The organism is Pseudomonas sp. NFX1 (assembly GCF_051123555.1).
Lineage (GTDB): Bacteria > Pseudomonadota > Gammaproteobacteria > Pseudomonadales > Pseudomonadaceae > Aquipseudomonas > Aquipseudomonas capeferrum.
The window spans coordinates 1,204,318-1,221,434 of the sequence record NZ_CP169366.1; the positions used below are offsets into that span (position 1 = coordinate 1,204,318).

The 17,117-nt window shown below is 62.1% G+C and carries 16 protein-coding genes; 7 read left to right on the forward strand and 9 right to left on the reverse strand.

Annotated elements, in window-relative coordinates:
- Positions 1–34 precede the first annotated feature (34 nt).
- The 3 genes from mapR to DJ563_RS05325 all read right to left on the reverse strand — a co-directional run bounded on the left by mapR (position 35) and on the right by DJ563_RS05325 (position 3,261).
- On the reverse strand, positions 35–1,444 hold the full coding sequence (gene mapR, locus DJ563_RS05315) for a GntR family transcriptional regulator MpaR (protein ID WP_274099419.1): 1,410 nt from the start codon (positions 1,442–1,444) through the stop codon (positions 35–37).
- 52 nt (positions 1,445–1,496) lie between these two features.
- Complete coding sequence (gene ccoG / locus DJ563_RS05320; protein ID WP_434518966.1) at positions 1,497–2,900, reverse strand: cytochrome c oxidase accessory protein CcoG; 1,404 nt, start codon at positions 2,898–2,900, stop codon at positions 1,497–1,499.
- A 121-nt stretch (positions 2,901–3,021) separates the two neighbouring features.
- On the reverse strand, positions 3,022–3,261 hold the full coding sequence (locus DJ563_RS05325; protein ID WP_033697462.1) for a DUF3203 family protein: 240 nt from the start codon (positions 3,259–3,261) through the stop codon (positions 3,022–3,024).
- A gap of 154 nt (positions 3,262–3,415) precedes the next feature.
- Between DJ563_RS05325 and DJ563_RS05330 the strand changes: the two genes are divergently transcribed.
- Positions 3,416–3,949 carry an MgtC/SapB family protein gene (locus DJ563_RS05330; protein WP_047583760.1) on the forward strand — a complete coding sequence of 178 codons (534 nt, stop codon included), beginning with the start codon at positions 3,416–3,418 and terminating at the stop codon, positions 3,947–3,949.
- A 532-nt stretch (positions 3,950–4,481) separates the two neighbouring features.
- On the opposite strand, the gene DJ563_RS05335 is transcribed toward DJ563_RS05330, so the two are convergent.
- The 3 genes from DJ563_RS05335 to DJ563_RS05345 all read right to left on the reverse strand — a co-directional run bounded on the left by DJ563_RS05335 (position 4,482) and on the right by DJ563_RS05345 (position 6,764).
- On the reverse strand, positions 4,482–5,381 hold the full coding sequence (locus DJ563_RS05335) for a hydroxymethylglutaryl-CoA lyase (RefSeq protein ID WP_434518967.1): 900 nt from the start codon (positions 5,379–5,381) through the stop codon (positions 4,482–4,484).
- A 20-nt stretch (positions 5,382–5,401) separates the two neighbouring features.
- Positions 5,402–5,800, reverse strand: coding sequence for a MerR family transcriptional regulator (locus tag DJ563_RS05340; protein ID WP_027593543.1), 399 nt, complete (start codon positions 5,798–5,800; stop codon positions 5,402–5,404).
- 85 nt (positions 5,801–5,885) lie between these two features.
- Entirely contained in the window at positions 5,886–6,764 is an 879-nt protein-coding gene (locus tag DJ563_RS05345) for a helix-turn-helix domain-containing protein (RefSeq protein WP_095065137.1), read from the reverse strand.
- 171 nt (positions 6,765–6,935) lie between these two features.
- Between DJ563_RS05345 and pobA the strand changes: the two genes are divergently transcribed.
- A complete protein-coding gene (pobA, locus tag DJ563_RS05350) occupies positions 6,936–8,123 on the forward strand; it encodes a 4-hydroxybenzoate 3-monooxygenase (RefSeq protein WP_274100348.1) in 1,188 nt (395 codons plus the stop codon).
- Positions 8,124–8,160: 37 nt separating this feature from the next.
- Here the strand turns inward: pobA and DJ563_RS05355 are convergent, their stop codons facing one another.
- Positions 8,161–8,811 carry an ankyrin repeat domain-containing protein gene (locus DJ563_RS05355; RefSeq protein WP_274100347.1) on the reverse strand — a complete coding sequence of 217 codons (651 nt, stop codon included), beginning with the start codon at positions 8,809–8,811 and terminating at the stop codon, positions 8,161–8,163.
- Positions 8,812–8,927: 116 nt separating this feature from the next.
- Between DJ563_RS05355 and ggt the strand changes: the two genes are divergently transcribed.
- The 3 genes from ggt (at position 8,928) to sodC (ending at position 12,312) form a co-directional block, all read left to right on the forward strand.
- Complete coding sequence (gene ggt / locus DJ563_RS05360) at positions 8,928–10,718, forward strand: gamma-glutamyltransferase (protein ID WP_434518968.1); 1,791 nt, start codon at positions 8,928–8,930, stop codon at positions 10,716–10,718.
- A gap of 70 nt (positions 10,719–10,788) precedes the next feature.
- A complete protein-coding gene (locus tag DJ563_RS05365) occupies positions 10,789–11,670 on the forward strand; it encodes a LysR substrate-binding domain-containing protein (RefSeq protein WP_033697476.1) in 882 nt (293 codons plus the stop codon).
- A gap of 126 nt (positions 11,671–11,796) precedes the next feature.
- On the forward strand, positions 11,797–12,312 hold the full coding sequence (gene sodC, locus DJ563_RS05370) for a superoxide dismutase [Cu-Zn] SodC (protein ID WP_274100345.1): 516 nt from the start codon (positions 11,797–11,799) through the stop codon (positions 12,310–12,312).
- Between the two features lie 314 nt (positions 12,313–12,626).
- Here sodC and ctlX read toward each other — a convergent pair whose 3' ends face one another.
- A complete protein-coding gene (gene ctlX / locus DJ563_RS05375; RefSeq protein ID WP_434518969.1) occupies positions 12,627–13,610 on the reverse strand; it encodes a citrulline utilization hydrolase CtlX in 984 nt (327 codons plus the stop codon).
- Positions 13,611–13,633: 23 nt separating this feature from the next.
- The gene (locus tag DJ563_RS05380; protein ID WP_274100307.1) at positions 13,634–14,686 is read right to left on the reverse strand and encodes an ornithine cyclodeaminase; all 1,053 of its coding nucleotides are present in this window, start codon (positions 14,684–14,686) and stop codon (positions 13,634–13,636) included.
- 191 nt (positions 14,687–14,877) lie between these two features.
- Here DJ563_RS05380 and DJ563_RS05385 point away from each other — a divergent pair, with 191 nt between their 5' ends.
- Together DJ563_RS05385 and DJ563_RS05390 are read left to right on the forward strand one after the other, a co-directional pair.
- Positions 14,878–15,300 (forward strand): Lrp/AsnC family transcriptional regulator, encoded by a 423-nt coding sequence (locus DJ563_RS05385; RefSeq protein ID WP_274100308.1) that lies wholly within the window; start codon positions 14,878–14,880, stop codon positions 15,298–15,300.
- 384 nt (positions 15,301–15,684) lie between these two features.
- Positions 15,685–17,103 carry an amino acid permease gene (locus DJ563_RS05390; RefSeq protein ID WP_434518970.1) on the forward strand — a complete coding sequence of 473 codons (1,419 nt, stop codon included), beginning with the start codon at positions 15,685–15,687 and terminating at the stop codon, positions 17,101–17,103.
- Positions 17,104–17,117: the final 14 nt, after the last annotated feature.

Here is a 17,117-nt window from a genome sequence, read left to right on the forward strand (position 1 = left end):
GCACAACTATAGTCGCGCCACAATCCCCCAGCCATCAAAATGAACGAATGATGCGCCCCAAGGTCTCCATCGCCCGTTCGGCACCGTCATGCCAGGGGCTGCCGTAATTCAGGCGGATGCAATTGCCGAAGCGTCGAGTTGGCGAGAAGATCGGCCCCGGCGCAACGCTGATGCCTTGGGCCAAGGCCATGTGAAACAGCTTCAGTGCGTCCATCTGCTCTGGCAGTTCGAGCCACAGGAAGTAGCCGCCGGAAGGCTGGCTGACCCGCGTCTGTGCCGGAAAGTACCGGGAAATGGCTGCGAGCATGTTGGCTTGCTGGCCTTCCAGGGCGTAACGCAGCTTGCGCAGGTGGCGGTCATAGCCACCGTGCTGCAGGTAGTCGGCGATGGCTGCCTGGGCGGGCATCGAGGCGCACAGCGAGGTCATCAGCTTGAGCCGTTCGATCTTCTGGGCAAAGCGCCCGGCGGCCACCCAACCGATCCGGTAACCGGGCGCCAGGCTCTTGGCGAACGAACCGCAGTGCATCACCAGGCCCTGCTTATCGAAGGCCTTGGCTGGCTTGGGCGCCTGTTGCGCGTAATACAGTTCGGCATAGACGTCGTCTTCAATCAGCGGCACCTGGTGGCGTGCCAGCAGCTCGACCAGCGCCTGCTTCTTGGCCTCCGGCATGCTCGCACCCACCGGGTTCTGGAAGTTGGTCATGCACCATACGGCCTTGACCGGGTGCTTCTCCAGGGTCTGCGCCAGCACGCTCAGGTCCATGCCCTCGCGCGGGTGAACGGGGATTTCCACCGCTTTGAGTTTCAGCCGTTCCAGCACCTGCAGGCAGGCATAGAAGGCCGGTGCTTCGATCGCCACCAGGTCGCCGGGTTCGGTCACGGCCTGCAGGCACAGGTTGAGGGCTTCGAGTGCGCCATTGGTGATCAACAGCTCTTCCATCGGCAGCATCAGCCCGCCGACCATGTAGCGCAGGGCGATCTGCCGGCGCAACTGGGGGTTGCCGGGGGACAGGTCGGTGACCACCATGCGCGGGTCCATCGCGCGGCTGGCGCTGGCCAGCGAGCGGGACAAGCGCTGCAGCGGGAACAGTTCGGGGCTTGGGAACGCCGAGCCGAACGGCACGGTGTTGGGGTCCTTGATCGAGTCGAGGATGGAGAAGACCAACGCGCTGACGTCGACATCGGTGGACTCGCTGACCGGCTGCAACGCCTGCGGCTCACTGAACTGGCGCGGTGCATGGGCGTTGACGAAATACCCCGAGCGCGGCCGTGCGCGGATCAGCCCGCGCCGCTCAAGCAGGTAGTAGGCCTGGAACACCGTGGACGGGCTGACCCCGTGGGTCTGGCTGGCATAGCGTACCGAGGGTACGCGCTGGCCGGGGCCCAGCACACCCGAGCGGATCAGTTCGGCAATGTCGTCGGCGAATCGTTCGTAGCGTTTCATTCTGGCCTTCTGTCGAAGCCTGGCAGGCAAGGTGGACAAACAGTTTAAGGGATCAGCGGTTCATCGGCGCGACGAAGCGGCTTTGGGCAACACTGCGTACAGCAGGTTCGTCGCTGTCCTGCACCTCGAAACTCAAGGTCTGCGAGCTGCTGGTGGGTCGCTCGGCGAGCATCGCCACCGAGACAGGCAGTTCGCTCATTTCGCCGGCCGGGATGATGAACTCGGTCTTGCCCTGCAGGGTGAAGCCGTCGGCGTCCAGCAACCGCAGGTGATAGCGCTGGGTACTTTCGGTCTTGTTGATGACTTTGAGCAGGTAGATGTTCTCGATCTGGCCCAGGGCGTTTTCGCGGAACAGGCCACGGTCCTTGATCACGTCCAGCGACACCATCGGGCGCCACTGCAAGGCAAGTACCAGTGCGCCGACCATCACCACCAGCGCGGCGGCATAGCCCAGCAGGCGCGGCCGCAGCCAGTGGGTGGTGCCGCCCTGCAGGCTGTGTTCGGACTTGTAACCGATCAGGCCGCGGGCGTAACCCATCTTGTCCATGACCCCGTCGCAGGCATCGATGCAGGCCGCGCAACCGATACAGGCCATTTGCAGGCCGTCGCGGATATCGATGCCGGTGGGGCAGACTTGCACGCACATCGTGCAGTCGATGCAGTCGCCCAGGCCTTGGGCTTGGGCGTTGCTGCTTTTCTTGCGCGGGCCACGGCTTTCGCCCCGACGCGGGTCGTAGGCCACCGCCAGGGTGTCTTTGTCGAACATCACGCTCTGAAAACGGGCATACGGGCACATGTGCAGGCAGACCGCTTCGCGCAGCAGGCCGGCATTGATGTAGGTGGCAGCGGTGAAGAACAGCACCCAGAACAGCGCGACGCCGCCCAGTTGCAGGGTGAACAGCTCCGCCGCCAGGGGCTTGATCGGGGTGAAGTAGCCGACGAAGGTCAGGCCGGTGAGCAGGCCGATGGCCAGCCACAACCCGTGCTTCAGCGCGCGGCGGGCCAGCTTTTCGAGGCCCCAGGGCGCTGCGGCGAGCTTGATGCGTTGGTTGCGGTCGCCTTCGCTGGCCTTTTCACACCACATGAACAGCCAGGTCCAGGTGCTTTGCGGGCAACTGTAACCGCACCACACACGGCCGGCGTAGACAGTGATGGCGAACAGGCCGAAGGCGCAGATGATCAACAGCGCCGACAGCAGGATGAAGTCCTGCGGCCAGAAGGTGGCGCCAAAGATATGGAACTTGCTGCTGCTCAAGTCCCACAGCACGGCCTGGCGGCCGTTCCAGTCGAGCCAGACGGTGCCGAAAAACAGGAGAAACAACAGCCCGGCGAAGCCGATGCGCAGGTTGCGGTACAGCCCGGTGAAACTGCGGGTGTGAATGCCGCTGTCGACAGGGCGTTTGGCGGCGGTGACTACGGGCGCGGCAATCTCGGTAAATTGAATTCTATCGTTCATGGCTCGGTGCTCATCAGGCCTCGATCAGGCATGAGCACTATGGCCCCCGAGCTGTTATCAGCACAGGCTCAGGTTTTGCGATAAAAACCGTATCAGATGCGCAGCTAAAGGCCGCCAGGCCTCATATTACCGAGCCTGGCACGCTGGTCTTCAGATGCCTGCGGCTATCCACCGCACCCGCCACGGTCAGCGCATCGGCCTCCGCCTCGGTGATTGGTACGCGTTGCCCGGCGAGCAGCGCCACCGACATGCGCAGTTGTTCGTCGGTGATGATTTCAATGGCTGGGCCATCGCCTTCCAGATGCACATCGTCGCCGATCAGGGTGCAGCGGCGGGTGCTTTCGTCGATTTCAACCGGCATGGGAATATCCTCCTGGTGGCGGTTACAGGTTGTGACCGCAGTACACGGCAGGTTGCTGCATCGTTCCGCCGGGCGGGCGGCATCGCACTTGTCAGCGCGCAGTGGGTCAACCCTCAGAAGGGCCGCACGCCAGGCCCGTTCGAGGAGCATCACTATGAACCCCTGGTGGCACCCCATCTGGCAGGCCATACAAGCCGAGTTCGCCGACATCACCGACGAGCGCGAAGTGACCCAGGTCCTCGTGCGCCTGCTGATGGCCGCGCTGCTCGGTGCGGTACTGGGTTTCGAGCGCGAGCACAAAGGCAAGTCAGCCGGCGTGCGCACGCACATGCTGGTCTCGCTTGGCGCTGCACTGTTTGTGTTGTCACCGAGCATGGCCGGCGCTGACGAGCAGGCGCTTAGCCGGGTGATCCAGGGCATTGTCGCCGGTATCGGCTTTCTGGGCGCGGGGACCATTCTCAAGGGTAACGGCCAGGACACCAGCCACGTGAAAGGGCTGACTACCGCTGCCGGGTTGTGGATGACCGCCGCCATCGGCACGGCTGCCGGCATGGGGCGTGAGGCCACGGCATTGATCAGCACGGTGCTGGCCCTGCTGGTGCTGGGCACGATGCCTTTGCTGGTGGAGAAGGTCGAGAAAGTGGATGAGGCGAAGCAGGAGGAAGAGGAGGAGGGCAGGAAGCACTGAGGGGAGCCTAAGCTCCCCTCAAAGTGATGTTGCCTGCTCTTTTTTATTATTGAAGACTGGCCTTTTGTTGTTTTTGTAAGCCTGTCTTTGTGTTGCGAGCGACCCCCATGCGGGGTCAAGAGCAAACGTATTTTTTTGAGCGCTGACCTGCTTTCACCATGACTGGTCCGGTGCTGACTGCTGCTACCTTGAGGTAGTTTTATTGTTCTGTGTCAGACCGCGGGGCGTACCCCTGAAAAGCGTGCCTACTCCAAAAAAATCTGCTTGCTACGCCTCTGCCGTGTTGTTCTTGTTATGTCAGAGCCGTTACCTGTTGTTTTTATTGGGTGTGTCGTTTTTCTTGTTCTTGTACCAAAGATATAGCAGGGCTCGTGCCAACTTTTGCAAACCCTTTAAAATCAATCACTTAAGCGTTTATGGCAAAAACGCCGGACCTGAAATTTTGTCGATTTGTTTCCCTGTTACCCGATTTTTTGCTGTGAAACGTGGGGGAGGTAACACTCCACCCACATTCATGTGACACCCGTATGACTTACTGTGCGCTACGTGCCCGCGCCACCCGCGAGCCGTTGGTCCGGCCAAGCACCTGGCTGATGCGTTGCCCCGCAGCAATCAGGCGGTCCAGGTCGATGCCGGTCTCGATGCCCAGCCCCTGGAGCAGGTACAGCACGTCTTCGGTGGCGATATTACCGGTGGCGCCTTTGGCATAGGGGCACCCCCCCAAGCCCGCTACCGAGCTGTCGAACACGCTGATGCCTTCAAGCAGGCTGGCATACACATTGGCCAAGGCCTGGCCGTAGGTGTCGTGGAAGTGCCCGGCCAGCTGCTGGCGGGGCACCTGGGCCGAGACGATGTCGAACAGCCGACGGGTATCACCGGCGGTACCGGTACCGATGGTGTCACCCAGCGACACCTCATAGCAGCCCATTTCATGCAGGGCTCGGGCGACCGGGGCAACCTGTTCGGCGCTGACCGTGCCTTCATAGGGGCAGCCCAGCACGCAGGAGACATAGCCACGCACGCGCACGCCGTGGTTGCGCGCGGCTTCCATGATCGGCTCGAAGCGTTTGAGGCTGTCGCTGATCGAACAGTTGATGTTGCGCTGCGAGAAGGCCTCGGACGCTGCGGCGAACACCGCCACCTCCTTTACCCCTGCCGCCAAGGCATCTTCGAAACCCCGCAGGTTGGGGGCCAGGGCTGCGTAGGTGACACCGGGCTTTTGCTGGATTGCGGCGAAGACTTCGGCGGAGCCGGCCATCTGCGGTACCCACTTGGGCGAGACAAAGCTGCCGACTTCGATGTAGGCCAGGCCCGCCTCGGTGAGGTCGTCCACCAGGCGTACCTTGTCGGCGACGCTGATGGGCTGGGCTTCGTTTTGCAGGCCGTCGCGGGGGCCGACTTCGATCAGACGGACTTCTTTGGGCAAGGGCATGGCGGGTTTCCTGTGGCGGGTCAACGGTTGTCTTTATTGTTCAAGGTTGCGGCAAGGGCTTGTTCACAGCGTTCCTGGGCGGTGTCGAGTTCGAGCTGCATCTGGTGGATGTCGAGCATCTGCTGTTCCAGCTGGGCGCGTCGTTCGGCGATTTTCACCAGCATACTGTTGAGCTGCTTGAGATTGCCGCTGGTGGGGTCGTACAGCTCGATCAGCTCGCGGCATTCGGCGAGGGAGAAGCCGATGCGCTTGCCGCGCAGGATGAGTTTCAGGCTGACCTTGTCACGTGCCGAATAGATGCGTTCCAGGCCGCGCCGCTCTGGGCTCAGCAAGCCCTGTTCCTCGTAGAAGCGGATGGCGCGGGTGGTGATGTCCAGCTCGCGGGACAGGTCGGAGATGCTGTAGGTCTGAAGGCTCATGCTGGGGCTCGGCGTGGAGTATGCAGGTATCCTGAATGCAGGTTGACGTATACGTCAAGCAGGGCTTGAAGGCGTGTGAGGGTTTCTAATCTGGCACGCCTGTGCGCCGATACTGATTGGGTGTCTGCCCACTTAGTCGCTTGAAAAACCGCGCAAAGTAAGTCGGGTCGGTAAACCCCAGGGTATCCGACAACTGCCCGATGCTCATGCGGGTATAGAGGAGGTTGCGGCGCGCCTCCAGCAGCAGGCGCTGATGCACCACCTGCAAGGCGGTCTGCCCGCTCAAAGCGCGGCACAGCTGGTTCAGCTGCAGGCTCGAGACGTTCAGTCGCGCAGCAAAATCCTCCACGGACAGGTGCTCGCGGTAATGGGCCTCGACCAGGCGCAGGTATTGCCCGAGCAATTGCCGGTCACGTTCGTCACGGTTGCGTGGCGTCTGCCCCAGTTGCTGCTGGCGGCTGATCCACACCATCAATGCTGTGACCAGCGCCTGCAGCATCGTTGCCCGGGCCGGGGCATTGCCCTGGTACTCCTGCTGCAAGGTGTCGATCAGGCTGCGCAAACGCTGGCGGTCCTTGCCCAGCGCATAGCACGCCGGCGCGGCAAGCATGCCCAGCGGCGCGCCCAGTTGCTGCTCAAGGCCCGCCACCAGCGCGGTGCCGAAGGTCAGCACATGCCCTTGGATGTCGGCACTGAAGCGAAAGCCGTGCACGGTCAATGGCGGTACTACTTGGATCGAGGCTTGGCTGATCGCGCGGCGAACACCTTCGATCTCCACCTCGGCCTGGCCACGTTGCACATACAACAGCTGGAACAGCTCGGCGTGCTGGTGCGGTTTGATTTCCCAGTGGTGCAGGCGGCTGCGTGCCGGGATCGACTCGCAGTGCAGCAGGTCGGTGCCGGGCCACGCCTGGTTTTCGCCATACAGCTGGAACAACGGAATGCCGGGGAGGGTGGATTTCATGCGGGGATGCCTGTCCGTTAATCGAACGTTTTTTGTGAAAGTGCAGGTTTTGCATGGAATAGCACACTTAAACGGCTGCCGTTGCCCGTAAAAATGCAGATGCAAACCCTAACAGCAGATGCCCGGCCACTGCCAGTCCAGGCCGGCATCGCCCGACTAGAGACAACAACAATGAAAACTCAGGTTGCAATTATCGGTGCAGGTCCGTCTGGCCTGCTGCTCGGCCAATTGCTGCACAATGCCGGTATCGAGACCGTCATCGTCGAACGCCAGACCCCTGAATACGTGCTTGGGCGCATCCGTGCCGGGGTGCTTGAGCAAGGCACCGTCGACCTGTTGCGTGAGGCCGGTGTGGCGGCGCGCATGGACCGTGAAGGCCTGGTGCATGAAGGGGTCGAGCTGCTGGTCGGCGGGCGTCGCCAGCGGCTGGACCTCAAGGCCCTGACCGGCGGCAAGACAGTGATGGTCTACGGCCAGACCGAGGTCACCCGTGACCTGATGCAGGCGCGTGAAGCCAGTGGGGCACCGATCATCTACGCGGCGAACAATGTGCAGCCGCATGAGCTCAAAGGCGAGCGACCGTACCTGACGTTCGAGAAGGACGGCCAGGCCCACCGCCTGGAATGTGACTACATCGCCGGTTGCGATGGTTTCCACGGGGTTTCCCGGCAGAGCATTCCCGAGGGCGTGCTCAAGCAGTACGAGCGGGTCTATCCGTTTGGCTGGCTTGGCTTGCTGTCCGATACGCCCCCGGTCAATCACGAACTGATCTATGCCCACCACGAGCGGGGTTTCGCGCTGTGCAGCCAACGCTCGCAGACGCGCAGCCGCTATTACCTGCAAGTGCCGCTGGACGATAAGGTCGAAGCCTGGTCCGACGAGCGTTTCTGGGACGAACTCAAGGCCCGTTTGCCCGCCGAGGTGGCGGCTGACCTGGTCACTGGCCCAGCCCTGGAAAAAAGCATCGCGCCGCTGCGTAGCCTGGTGGTCGAACCGATGCAGTACGGCCACCTGTTCCTGGTAGGTGACGCTGCGCACATCGTCCCACCCACCGGCGCCAAAGGTTTGAACCTGGCAGCTTCGGACGTCAACTACCTCTACCGCATCCTGGTCAAGGTGTACGGCGAAGGGCGTACCGACCTGCTTCAGCAATATTCGCCGCTGGCCCTGCGTCGGGTATGGAAGGGCGAGCGTTTCAGCTGGTTCATGACCCAGCTGCTGCATGACTTCGGCAGCCACAAGGATGCCTGGGACCAGAAGATGCAGGAGGCAGACCGCGAGTACTTCCTGAACTCCCCGGCGGGGCTGTTGAACATTGCCGAGAACTATGTGGGGCTGCCGTACGAAGCAGTAGTCTGACCGGCCATTGCCCAAACGAATTGTGCCTGCCTCGAAATTAGCGGGTCAGTAGCGCCTCCATCTCCCGGTATCCCCGCTGGCGCGCATGCTCCAGCGCGGTAACCCCGTCCTTGTCGGCAATCTGCCGATCCGCCCCCGCAGCCAGCAGCCGGCGCACAATCTCCACATGCCGCGGCCCGCCATCCCCCAGGATCACTGCCTCCATAAGCGCGGTCCAGTGCAGCCGGTTCAGGTGGTTCACGTCCACCCCGGCGTCTATCAGCATCTGCACGGTCTCGACGTGCCCACGCTCCGCCGCAGGGATCAACGCAGTTCCCCCGTATCGGTTGGTGCTCCGGAGGTCGGCACCGTGGCTCAGGGTCAGCCGCAGGATGCCGTTCAGGCCCCGGGCGCCGGCATACAGATAAGGGCTGTCATCAATATTGTCTTTGGCGTTCACGTCGGCACCGGCCTCGATCAGCGCTTGGGCCGCCGCAACCTGGTTGCCGTGAGTGGCCACCAGCAGGGCAGTGCGCCCTTGCTCATCACGGCTTTCCAGTCGGGCACCTTGTGTCAGCAACTGTTGCAAGGTGCGCACGTCATCGTGACTGGCAGCGTTGTGCAGGCGTTTGTCCATGGTGGTGTTCTCGGCGTGGGCGGCAAGGCTGGTGAACAGGGCGAACAGCATGGTCGCGAGTGGTATACGCATGGGATGGGCTCCTTGGTGACCTGTCTGCATCCTAGAAAAATCACACCAGGTCTTGAAGTTAAGTTTGCGCATGACCGACAGTGGTCTGCTGAATAGACAAGGCAGGAAACAAAACGATGAAGTTCTCCACACCGCTGATGAGCGCGCTGTGCCTGGCGGTCGCGAGTGGGTGGGCCTGTGCCGACCAGGTGATGCCCGCACCACCCGAGCTGGCGTCCGGCTATCGCACTGGCCTGCAGCCGGTGCACGCCAACCGGCATATGGCCGCCGCCGCCAACCCGCTGGCCACCGAAGCGGGGCGGGCGATGCTGCGTGCCGGCGGCAGCGCCATCGACGCGGCCATCGCCATGCAAATGGTGCTGACCCTGGTCGAGCCGCAATCCAGCGGCATCGGTGGTGGGGCTTTTATCCTGTACTGGGACGGCAAGCGCGTGCAGGCTTTCGACGGCCGGGAGACTGCCCCGGCGCAGGTAACGGAAAAACTGTTCTTGCAAGCCGATGGTTCACCGATGCCGTTCAAGTCGGCGCAGATCGGCGGGCGCTCAGTGGGTGTGCCCGGGGTACTGCGCGCGCTGAAACTGGCTCACGAGCAGCACGGCAAGCTGCCTTGGCAGCAACTCTTTGCACCGGCCATTGCGCTGGCACGTAACGGTTTCCCGGTTTCCGAACGCCTTCACACCCTGGTGGCGGGCGACCCGTATATTGCCCGTTCACCCTCCATGGCCCGCTACTTCCTGGATGAAAAGGGCAAGCCGCTGCCGGTGGGCACGACGCTGCGCAACCCCGAGCTTGCGCAAACCTTCGAGCAGATTGCCGCGCACGGTCCCCGGGCGTTCTATACCGGTGAAATCGCCGGGGCCATCGTGGCCAAGGTGCGCAGCCATGCCAATGCCGGTTACCTGTCGTTGCAGGATCTTGAGCAGTACCGCGCCAAGGAGCGCGAGCCGGTGTGCGGCCCCTACAAGGCCTGGCGTATCTGCGGCATGCCGCCGCCATCGTCGGGTGGGGTGACGGTGTTGCAGACGCTGGGCGTGCTTGAAGCCGTGCAGCGCGCCACGCCACAACGCGACCTGGCAGCATTGCGGCCGCTGGCGAACGCGTCCCCGGCAGGCCTGGAGGCATCGCCGCTGGCCGTGCACCTGATCGCCGAGGCCGAGCGCCTGGCCTATGCCGACCGCGCTCAGTACCTGGCCGACAGCGATTACGTGCCGGTCCCGGTCAGGGGCCTGATCGACGCCACCTATCTGGCCAGCCGAGCAGCGCTGATCGGCGAGTACAGCATGAAGCGCGCGCGCCCAGGCACCCCGCAGGGCGCGGACCTGGCCATGGCCCCTGACCGTTCGCCGCTGCGCATTTCCACCTCGCATCTTTCTGCGGTGGACGACAGTGGGCAGGCCTTGGCGATGACCACGTCGGTGGAGGCCGCGTTCGGCGCGCACCTGATGGTCAAGGGCTTCCTGTTGAACAACCACCTGACCGACTTTTCCTTCCTGCCGCAGGAGCATGGCAAGCCGGTGGCGAACAGGGTCGAACCGGGCAAGCGGCCCTTGTCGGCCATGGCGCCGACCCTGGTGTTTTCACGTACCTCGGGGGAGCTGGTGGCCAGCCTCGGTTCGCCCGGTGGGTCGCAAATCATTGGCTACGTGAACAAGGCCCTGGTCGGCTTGCTGGACTGGCAGCTCGACCCACAGCAGGCCAGCAGCCTGCCCAACTTCGGCAGCCGCAATGCCGCTACCGAGGTGGAAGCACAGTTGACCAGCCCGGCGCTGATCCGCCAACTGGCGGCCTGGGGGCACGAGGTCACGCCCATGACCATGACCAGTGGCATGCAGATTATCCAGCGCGACACCAACGGTTGGTCAGGCGGCGCCGACCCGCGGCGCGAAGGCGTGGCGCTCGGCGATTGACGGCGTGCGTTGCGGGGCATCAGGTAGCGTGGTAGAAGTCACTCTTGTTATTTAGAAGTTGAATATCAAGATGTCTATCAGCGTGAAATCGAATAGAGCCCTGTTCGACCTCGACCTGCTGCGCGCCATTGTCGTGGTGGCAGATTGCGGCAGTTTCACCACCGCCGCCGCGCGGCTGCATTCGACCCAATCCACCATCAGCCAGAAGGTGCGGCGCCTCGAAGAAATGGTCGGCCACCGTCTGCTGGTACGCGGCAACCGTGATGTGCTGCCGACCGACGCCGGGCAGACCTTGCTCGGCTATGCCCGCCATATGCTGGCCTTGAACGACCAGATGCTCGAAGCGTTGGCCGGGGCGATGGTGGGTGTCACGGTGCGCCTGGGCGTGCCCGAGGACTTCGTCGGTGGGCGCACCACCAATGCCTTGTCGGCGTTCAGCCGCCTGCACCCCCAGGTCAAACTGGAGGTTACCAGCGGGCTGTGCCGCGACCTCAGCCAGGCCTATGACAATGGCGAGCTTGACCTGGTGCTGCTCAAACAGCGGCGTAACAGCCGCGAAGGGGTGGCGTGCTGGCCAGAGCGCCTGCAGTGGATAGACAGTGCACGCATGCCGTCTTTCGAGCTCGACCCGATTCCGTTGGTGACCTTTCCGCCGCGCGGTTTGTACCGCGACGACATGATCACCGCCATCGAAGGCATGGGCCGGCGCTGGCGAATCAGCTTTACCAGTTCCAGCCTCAGCGGCATCCAGGCTGCGGTAGCCGATGGCATGGGTATCAGCCTGCTGCCACCTCGGGCGGCAACGCGTGAACACCAGGTACTGGGGGGCGAACAAGGTCTGCCCGAGGTCGACAGTTACGAGATCGTCATCGTGCACCGGCCCACGGCGGACGTGATGGTCAAGGCATTGGCCGAGGTCATGACGCAGTTGCTGGCTGGCGGCGGGATCTAGAGCCCGGTGCAGGCTCGTGCAGGTAAAGTGTTTCAGGCTATGGCCGAATGGAATGCTTGAGGGGCTGTGCAGTCCCACTTGTTATCCGGGTACGACACCCATCATCCCACGCCATGGAGAAACAACATGAAAGCAGCGCTTTTCGTTGCATTGCTGGCCAGCGCAGGCCTCGCCCAGGCCGCCGAGAAGGTGGAGCTCAAGCTGGCAGGCCCCGACGGCCCAGGCAAGTCGATAGGCACCATCAGCATCGAACAGAACAAGTACGGCGCGCTATTGACCCCTGATCTCAAGGACCTGCCGCCTGGCGTGCATGGCTTCCACTTGCATCAGAATGCGTCGTGCGCACCCACCGAGGAAAACGGCAAACCTGTGCCTGCAGGTGGCGCGGGCGGCCACTGGGACCCGGATTCGACCCAGGCGCACAAGGGCCCGTTCGATGACAGCGGCCACCGTGGCGACCTGCCGGCGTTGTACGTCGGTGCCGACGGCAAGGCCACCTACCCCGTACTTGCGCCCCGCCTCAAGGCCGAGGACTTCAAAGGCCATGCGCTGATGGTGCATGCCGGTGGCGACAACCACAGCGACCACCCCGAAAAACTGGGTGGTGGCGGTGCACGCGTGGCGTGTGGGGTTGTGCAGTAACAGGTGTTCGCCACAGCATTTTCAGCGCCTGTGAGATCGAGCGCCGCCCGCGCGGCGCATCGCGAGCAAGCTCGCTCCTACATCCGTTTCGGGCCAGTGAGTCCTGTTATATAGGCGCGCGGCCCCTTGGTGCCCGTCACAATATCGCGTCGGACAAACAAGGCGGTCGCGTGCGCTGGTACAGGTGTTACTGGCCCGAAACGGATGTAGGAGCGAGCTTGCTCGCGAAGCGCCGCGCGGGCGGCGCTCGATATCCGCCCCCCTAAAGAAACCAAGACAGGCACCGCTATCCCCAACACCCTCCCAGACGATGCTCAAAACTCAGCAATACACCCCAGCTCAGTCAACCGCCCCCCACGCGCGCCCCTCGGTGACAGGTGAATCCCGGCGATCATGCAGCGCACCGAGCCGCCGGCCATTTCAATGGTCGGTACATCCAGCGGCACCAGCCGCGCCGAACGCTCGATGCGTTGACGCTGTTCACCGGTAAGGCTGTCGAACGCTTTGCGCGAGAGCGCCAAAATCCGACCATCCCTGCCCGACAGCTCGATGGCGTTACCTGCAAACTGGCTGATCTGCTGGTTGCTCAGGTCGATGACATCCCGGCCCGACTCGATCAGCCGCATGCGCACCTCTTGTGCGCGGGCGCGGTTGGTGAACGTGCCAAACCCGACCAGTGCAAACTCGGTGGCCACGCACATCAGCACGTTGGTGTGATAGATCGGCGTGCCTTGCTCGTCTGCCGTGTCGAACACCATGGGCTCGAAGTTGAAGTGGGTGCTGAAACGCTCGAGGGCGATCGGGTCGGCGCGGTTGGAGCGTGCGGTATAGGCAACCCTGGACAGATGGTCGAACACCATCGCCCCGGTACCCTCCAGAAAAAGCTCGTCCTGCTCCAGGCCGGAATAGTCGATCACATCCTGTACGCGGTACTCATGCTTGAGCATTTCGATGACGTCCGCGCGCCGCTCGCGCCTACGGTTGCGCGAGTACATCGAATAGATCGCGACATGGCCGCCCGGGTGGGTAGAGAACCAGTTGTTGGGGAACACCGAGTCCGGCGTGTTCTGCTCGCCGAAGTCATCGAACAGGTGCACCCGTACACCTTCTGCTTCGAGTATGCCTGCTGCCTGGGTAACCTCGTCGCGCGCCACATCGGCCAAGGCCTGGGCGGCGATGTCGGGGTGGGTGCTCTGGAACGAATTGTCTGCTGCTGTTTCCGGGTTGGGGGTGAAGGCGTGCGGCCTGACCATGACCACGGCCGCAGGTGCTTGAATGGAACGCGTTGGAAATGCCATCTGGAATACCGAGAGTAGGAGAGTTATGCAACGCGTCGGATACGGCTTTTTGCAGCGCGGCCGCGGGTGTGGCTGAACAGGTCTTTAGGGTCTTCGTCCACCCAAGGTACCAGGTCTATCTTCGAACCCATGCCGCGCTTCTCGGCTTGCTGTAGTACGTACCGTAGTACGGTGTAATCTTCCAGCGCGAAGCCCACCGAGTCGAACACCGTCACCTGGCTGTCGCTTTGCCGGCCTTCGGTTTCACCGCGTAGTACACGCCACAGGTCCACGACCGGGAAGTCGGCGGGCAGCTGCTGGATGTCACCTTCGATACGGGTCTGCGGTTCGTACTCGACGAACACGCGCGCGTTGCGCAGTACGTCGGCATGCAGTTCGGTCTTGCCTGGGCAGTCGCCGCCTACCGCATTCAAGTGCATACCAGGTTCGAGCATGTCGGGGGTGATGATGGTTGCGTAGGCCTTGTCGGCGGTCACGGTGGTGATGATGTCGGCACCTTTGACCGCTTCTGCCACCGAGCCGGCTTTGCGAATGGTCAGGCCCGTGTATTCCTTGAGGTTGGCAATCAGTTTGGCGGTGGCCAGCGGGTCGGTGTCGTAGGCGACGATTTCTTCGATCCCCAGGTGCTTGTGGAAGGCCAGCGCCTGGAATTCGCTTTGCGCGCCATTGCCGATCAGCGCCATTTTTTTCGAGTTCGGCCGGGCCAGTGCCTGTGCGGCCATCAGCGAGGTTGCGGCGGTGCGCAGGGCAGTGGCGATGGTCAGTTCCGACAGCAACACCGGGTACCCCGTCGCCACATCGGCCAGCACGCCAAATGCCATGACCGTATGCAGGTCTTTGGCAGTGTTGGCCGGGTGCCCGTTGACGTATTTGAAGGCATATCGATGTGTGTCCGCGACTGGCATCAATTCGATAACGCCGACGTCCGAATGGCTGGCAACGCGTGCGGACTTATCAAAGTCCTGCCAGCGTTTAAAGTCTTCGCGCAGGGCCGCGGCCAATTCACCCATGAACGGCGCTACGCCAATGTCATGCACCAAGTCGGACATGGTTGGAACATCAATGAAATACGTCATGCTCTTGCACCTTATGTGTGCGTTCTCACCTCAGTTGCTGCAGGGTGAACGCTTACGATTGTTGAGGGGTTGCCAGCACGACAATTTTGATGAAAGGTTGCGTCAAATTGAAGAGAGCAGGTTGCCAGTTTCGTCAACTTTCTAGACAATCTGCCACCCCAGAATAACAATCTGATTACTTGGCAGGCACCATGGACACTGTAGATCGGGAACTGATCGCGCTACTGCGTGATAATGCGCGCACGCCCATCCTGACCCTGGCGAAGAAGCTCAAGGTCGCCCGGGCAACGGTGCAGAACCGCATCACCAAGCTTGAAGACCAAGGGGTGATCATCGGTTACACGATACGCCTGAGGTCTGATGCCCTGGACCAGGGCGTGCGGGCGATTACCAGCATCGGCATCAGTGGCCATCACGCGGCGGAGGTCAAACACGCGCTGCGCGGGCATCCCAATGTCGTGGCCATTCACACCACCAATGGCCGCTGGGACCTGATGGCCGAGCTGCGGGCCGACACCCTCGAAGCCTTCGACCGGGCGCTGAACACCATTCGCTCGATACCGCACATCGAAAACACCGAGACCAGCATTTTGCTCTCCACCTACAAGATGTGATCAGGTCGATAACCCGATTGGGCAGGGGCGTAGAGCAAACTGTCACCCGGGCTTTTCACTGTGCAACATATCCCATTTCGTGTGCGCACTCTGTAGCGTTCCGATTGACCTTGTCGGCTGGCAAAATGAAACAGCTTCAGCGCCATGTGTTTCATGTTTAACACTGTCTTGCCAGGCATCTCCCCGAACAATGGGCGTGCACTTGTGGTGGGCTTTCACTCTCTATCAGGCCTGATGAAAAGTTCATCGGGGCGTGCTTATCCATCTGCATTAATACCCCTACCTCCTGACGCTTGTTATCACAAGGCGTTTGCACTTTCGTGCCAACTAACGGCCGCAGTGACGAGGGCGAGGGTTTTACAGAAAAAGAATAAGAGGTCAACTATGCATCCAACGTGCAACTCCCAAGACGCGACTCCGGAGGCTGGCCGCACACTGAAGCGACGGCTGGAAAACAGGCATATTCAGCTCATTTCGATCAGTGGCGCGATCGGTACCGGGCTGTTCATGGGGGCGGGCAAGATCATCGCGCTATCAGGCACCTCGATCATTCTGGTGTACGCCATCATCGGCTTTTTCGTGTTCTGCATCATGCGTGCGATGGGTGAGATGCTGCTCGCCAACCTGCACATGGAGTCGTTCGCAGACCTGGTGCACAACTACCTGGGGCCGCGTGCCGGTTACATCCTCAGTTGGTCATACTGGCTCAGCTGGGTGGTGGCGGCGGTGGGCGATGTGGTGGTGGTGGCAGGTTTCGTCCAGTACTGGTACCCCGGCGTGCCCACCTGGCTACCGGCCTTTACCACGATGTTCCTGCTGCTGGGCCTGAACATGCTTGCCGTGAAGGCCTTCGGCGAAGTCGAGTTCTGGTTCGGGCTGATCAAGATCGTCGCGATCGTGTTGCTGGTGGTGACGGGGCTGGTGATGGTCGCCACGTCGTACACCTCCCCAGGCGGCGTCACGGCCTCCTTCAGCCACCTGGTGGCGCCCGGTGTGGTCATGCCCCACGGCATTCTCGGCTTCCTTGCAGGGTTCCAGATCGCGATCTTCTCGTTTGTCGGCACCGAACTGATCGGTACGGCGGCAGCCGAGGCCAAGGACCCGGAAAGGACCCTGCCCAAAGCGATCAACACTATTCCGGTGCGTATCCTGCTGTTCTACATCTGTTCGCTGGTGTGCATCATCAGTGTGGTCTCGTGGGCCAACGTGCCTGCCAATCGCAGCCCGTTCGTCGAGCTGTTCCTGCTCGGCGGCCTGCCGGCTGCTGCCGGGATCATCAACTTTGTCGTGTTGACTTCTGCGGCCTCGTCCGCCAACAGCGGTGTGTACTCGGGGTCGCGGATGCTCTATGGCCTGGCGCATCAACAGCAGGCACCGACGGCGTTCGGGCGCCTGTCCGGGTCGGGTACGCCGGTCAGGGCGTTGATGTTCTCGGGGGTGTGCATGGCGATTGCGCTGACGCTGCTGTTCGTGATCCCCGAGGTCATGACCGTGTTCACCCTGGTGTCGACCATTTCTGCGGTGATGATCATCGTCACCTGGTCGTTGATCCTGATGTCCTACTTCGCCTACCGCCGTCAGAACCCCAAGGCACATGAACAGTCCCGATTCAAGCTGCCGGGTGGCAAGGCGACGGCGGCCATGGCGCAGCTGTTTCTGATCTTCGTGTTGTGCCTGCTGGCCCTGGAGCCTGATACGCGTATGGCGCTGTATGTCATGCCGCTGTGGTACATCGGCTTGCTGCTGGCCTACCGGCGCCGGGTCAAGGTGTGTGCCCGGCAGATGGCTGCCACGGTGTCCTGAAGCCCAAGGCAGAG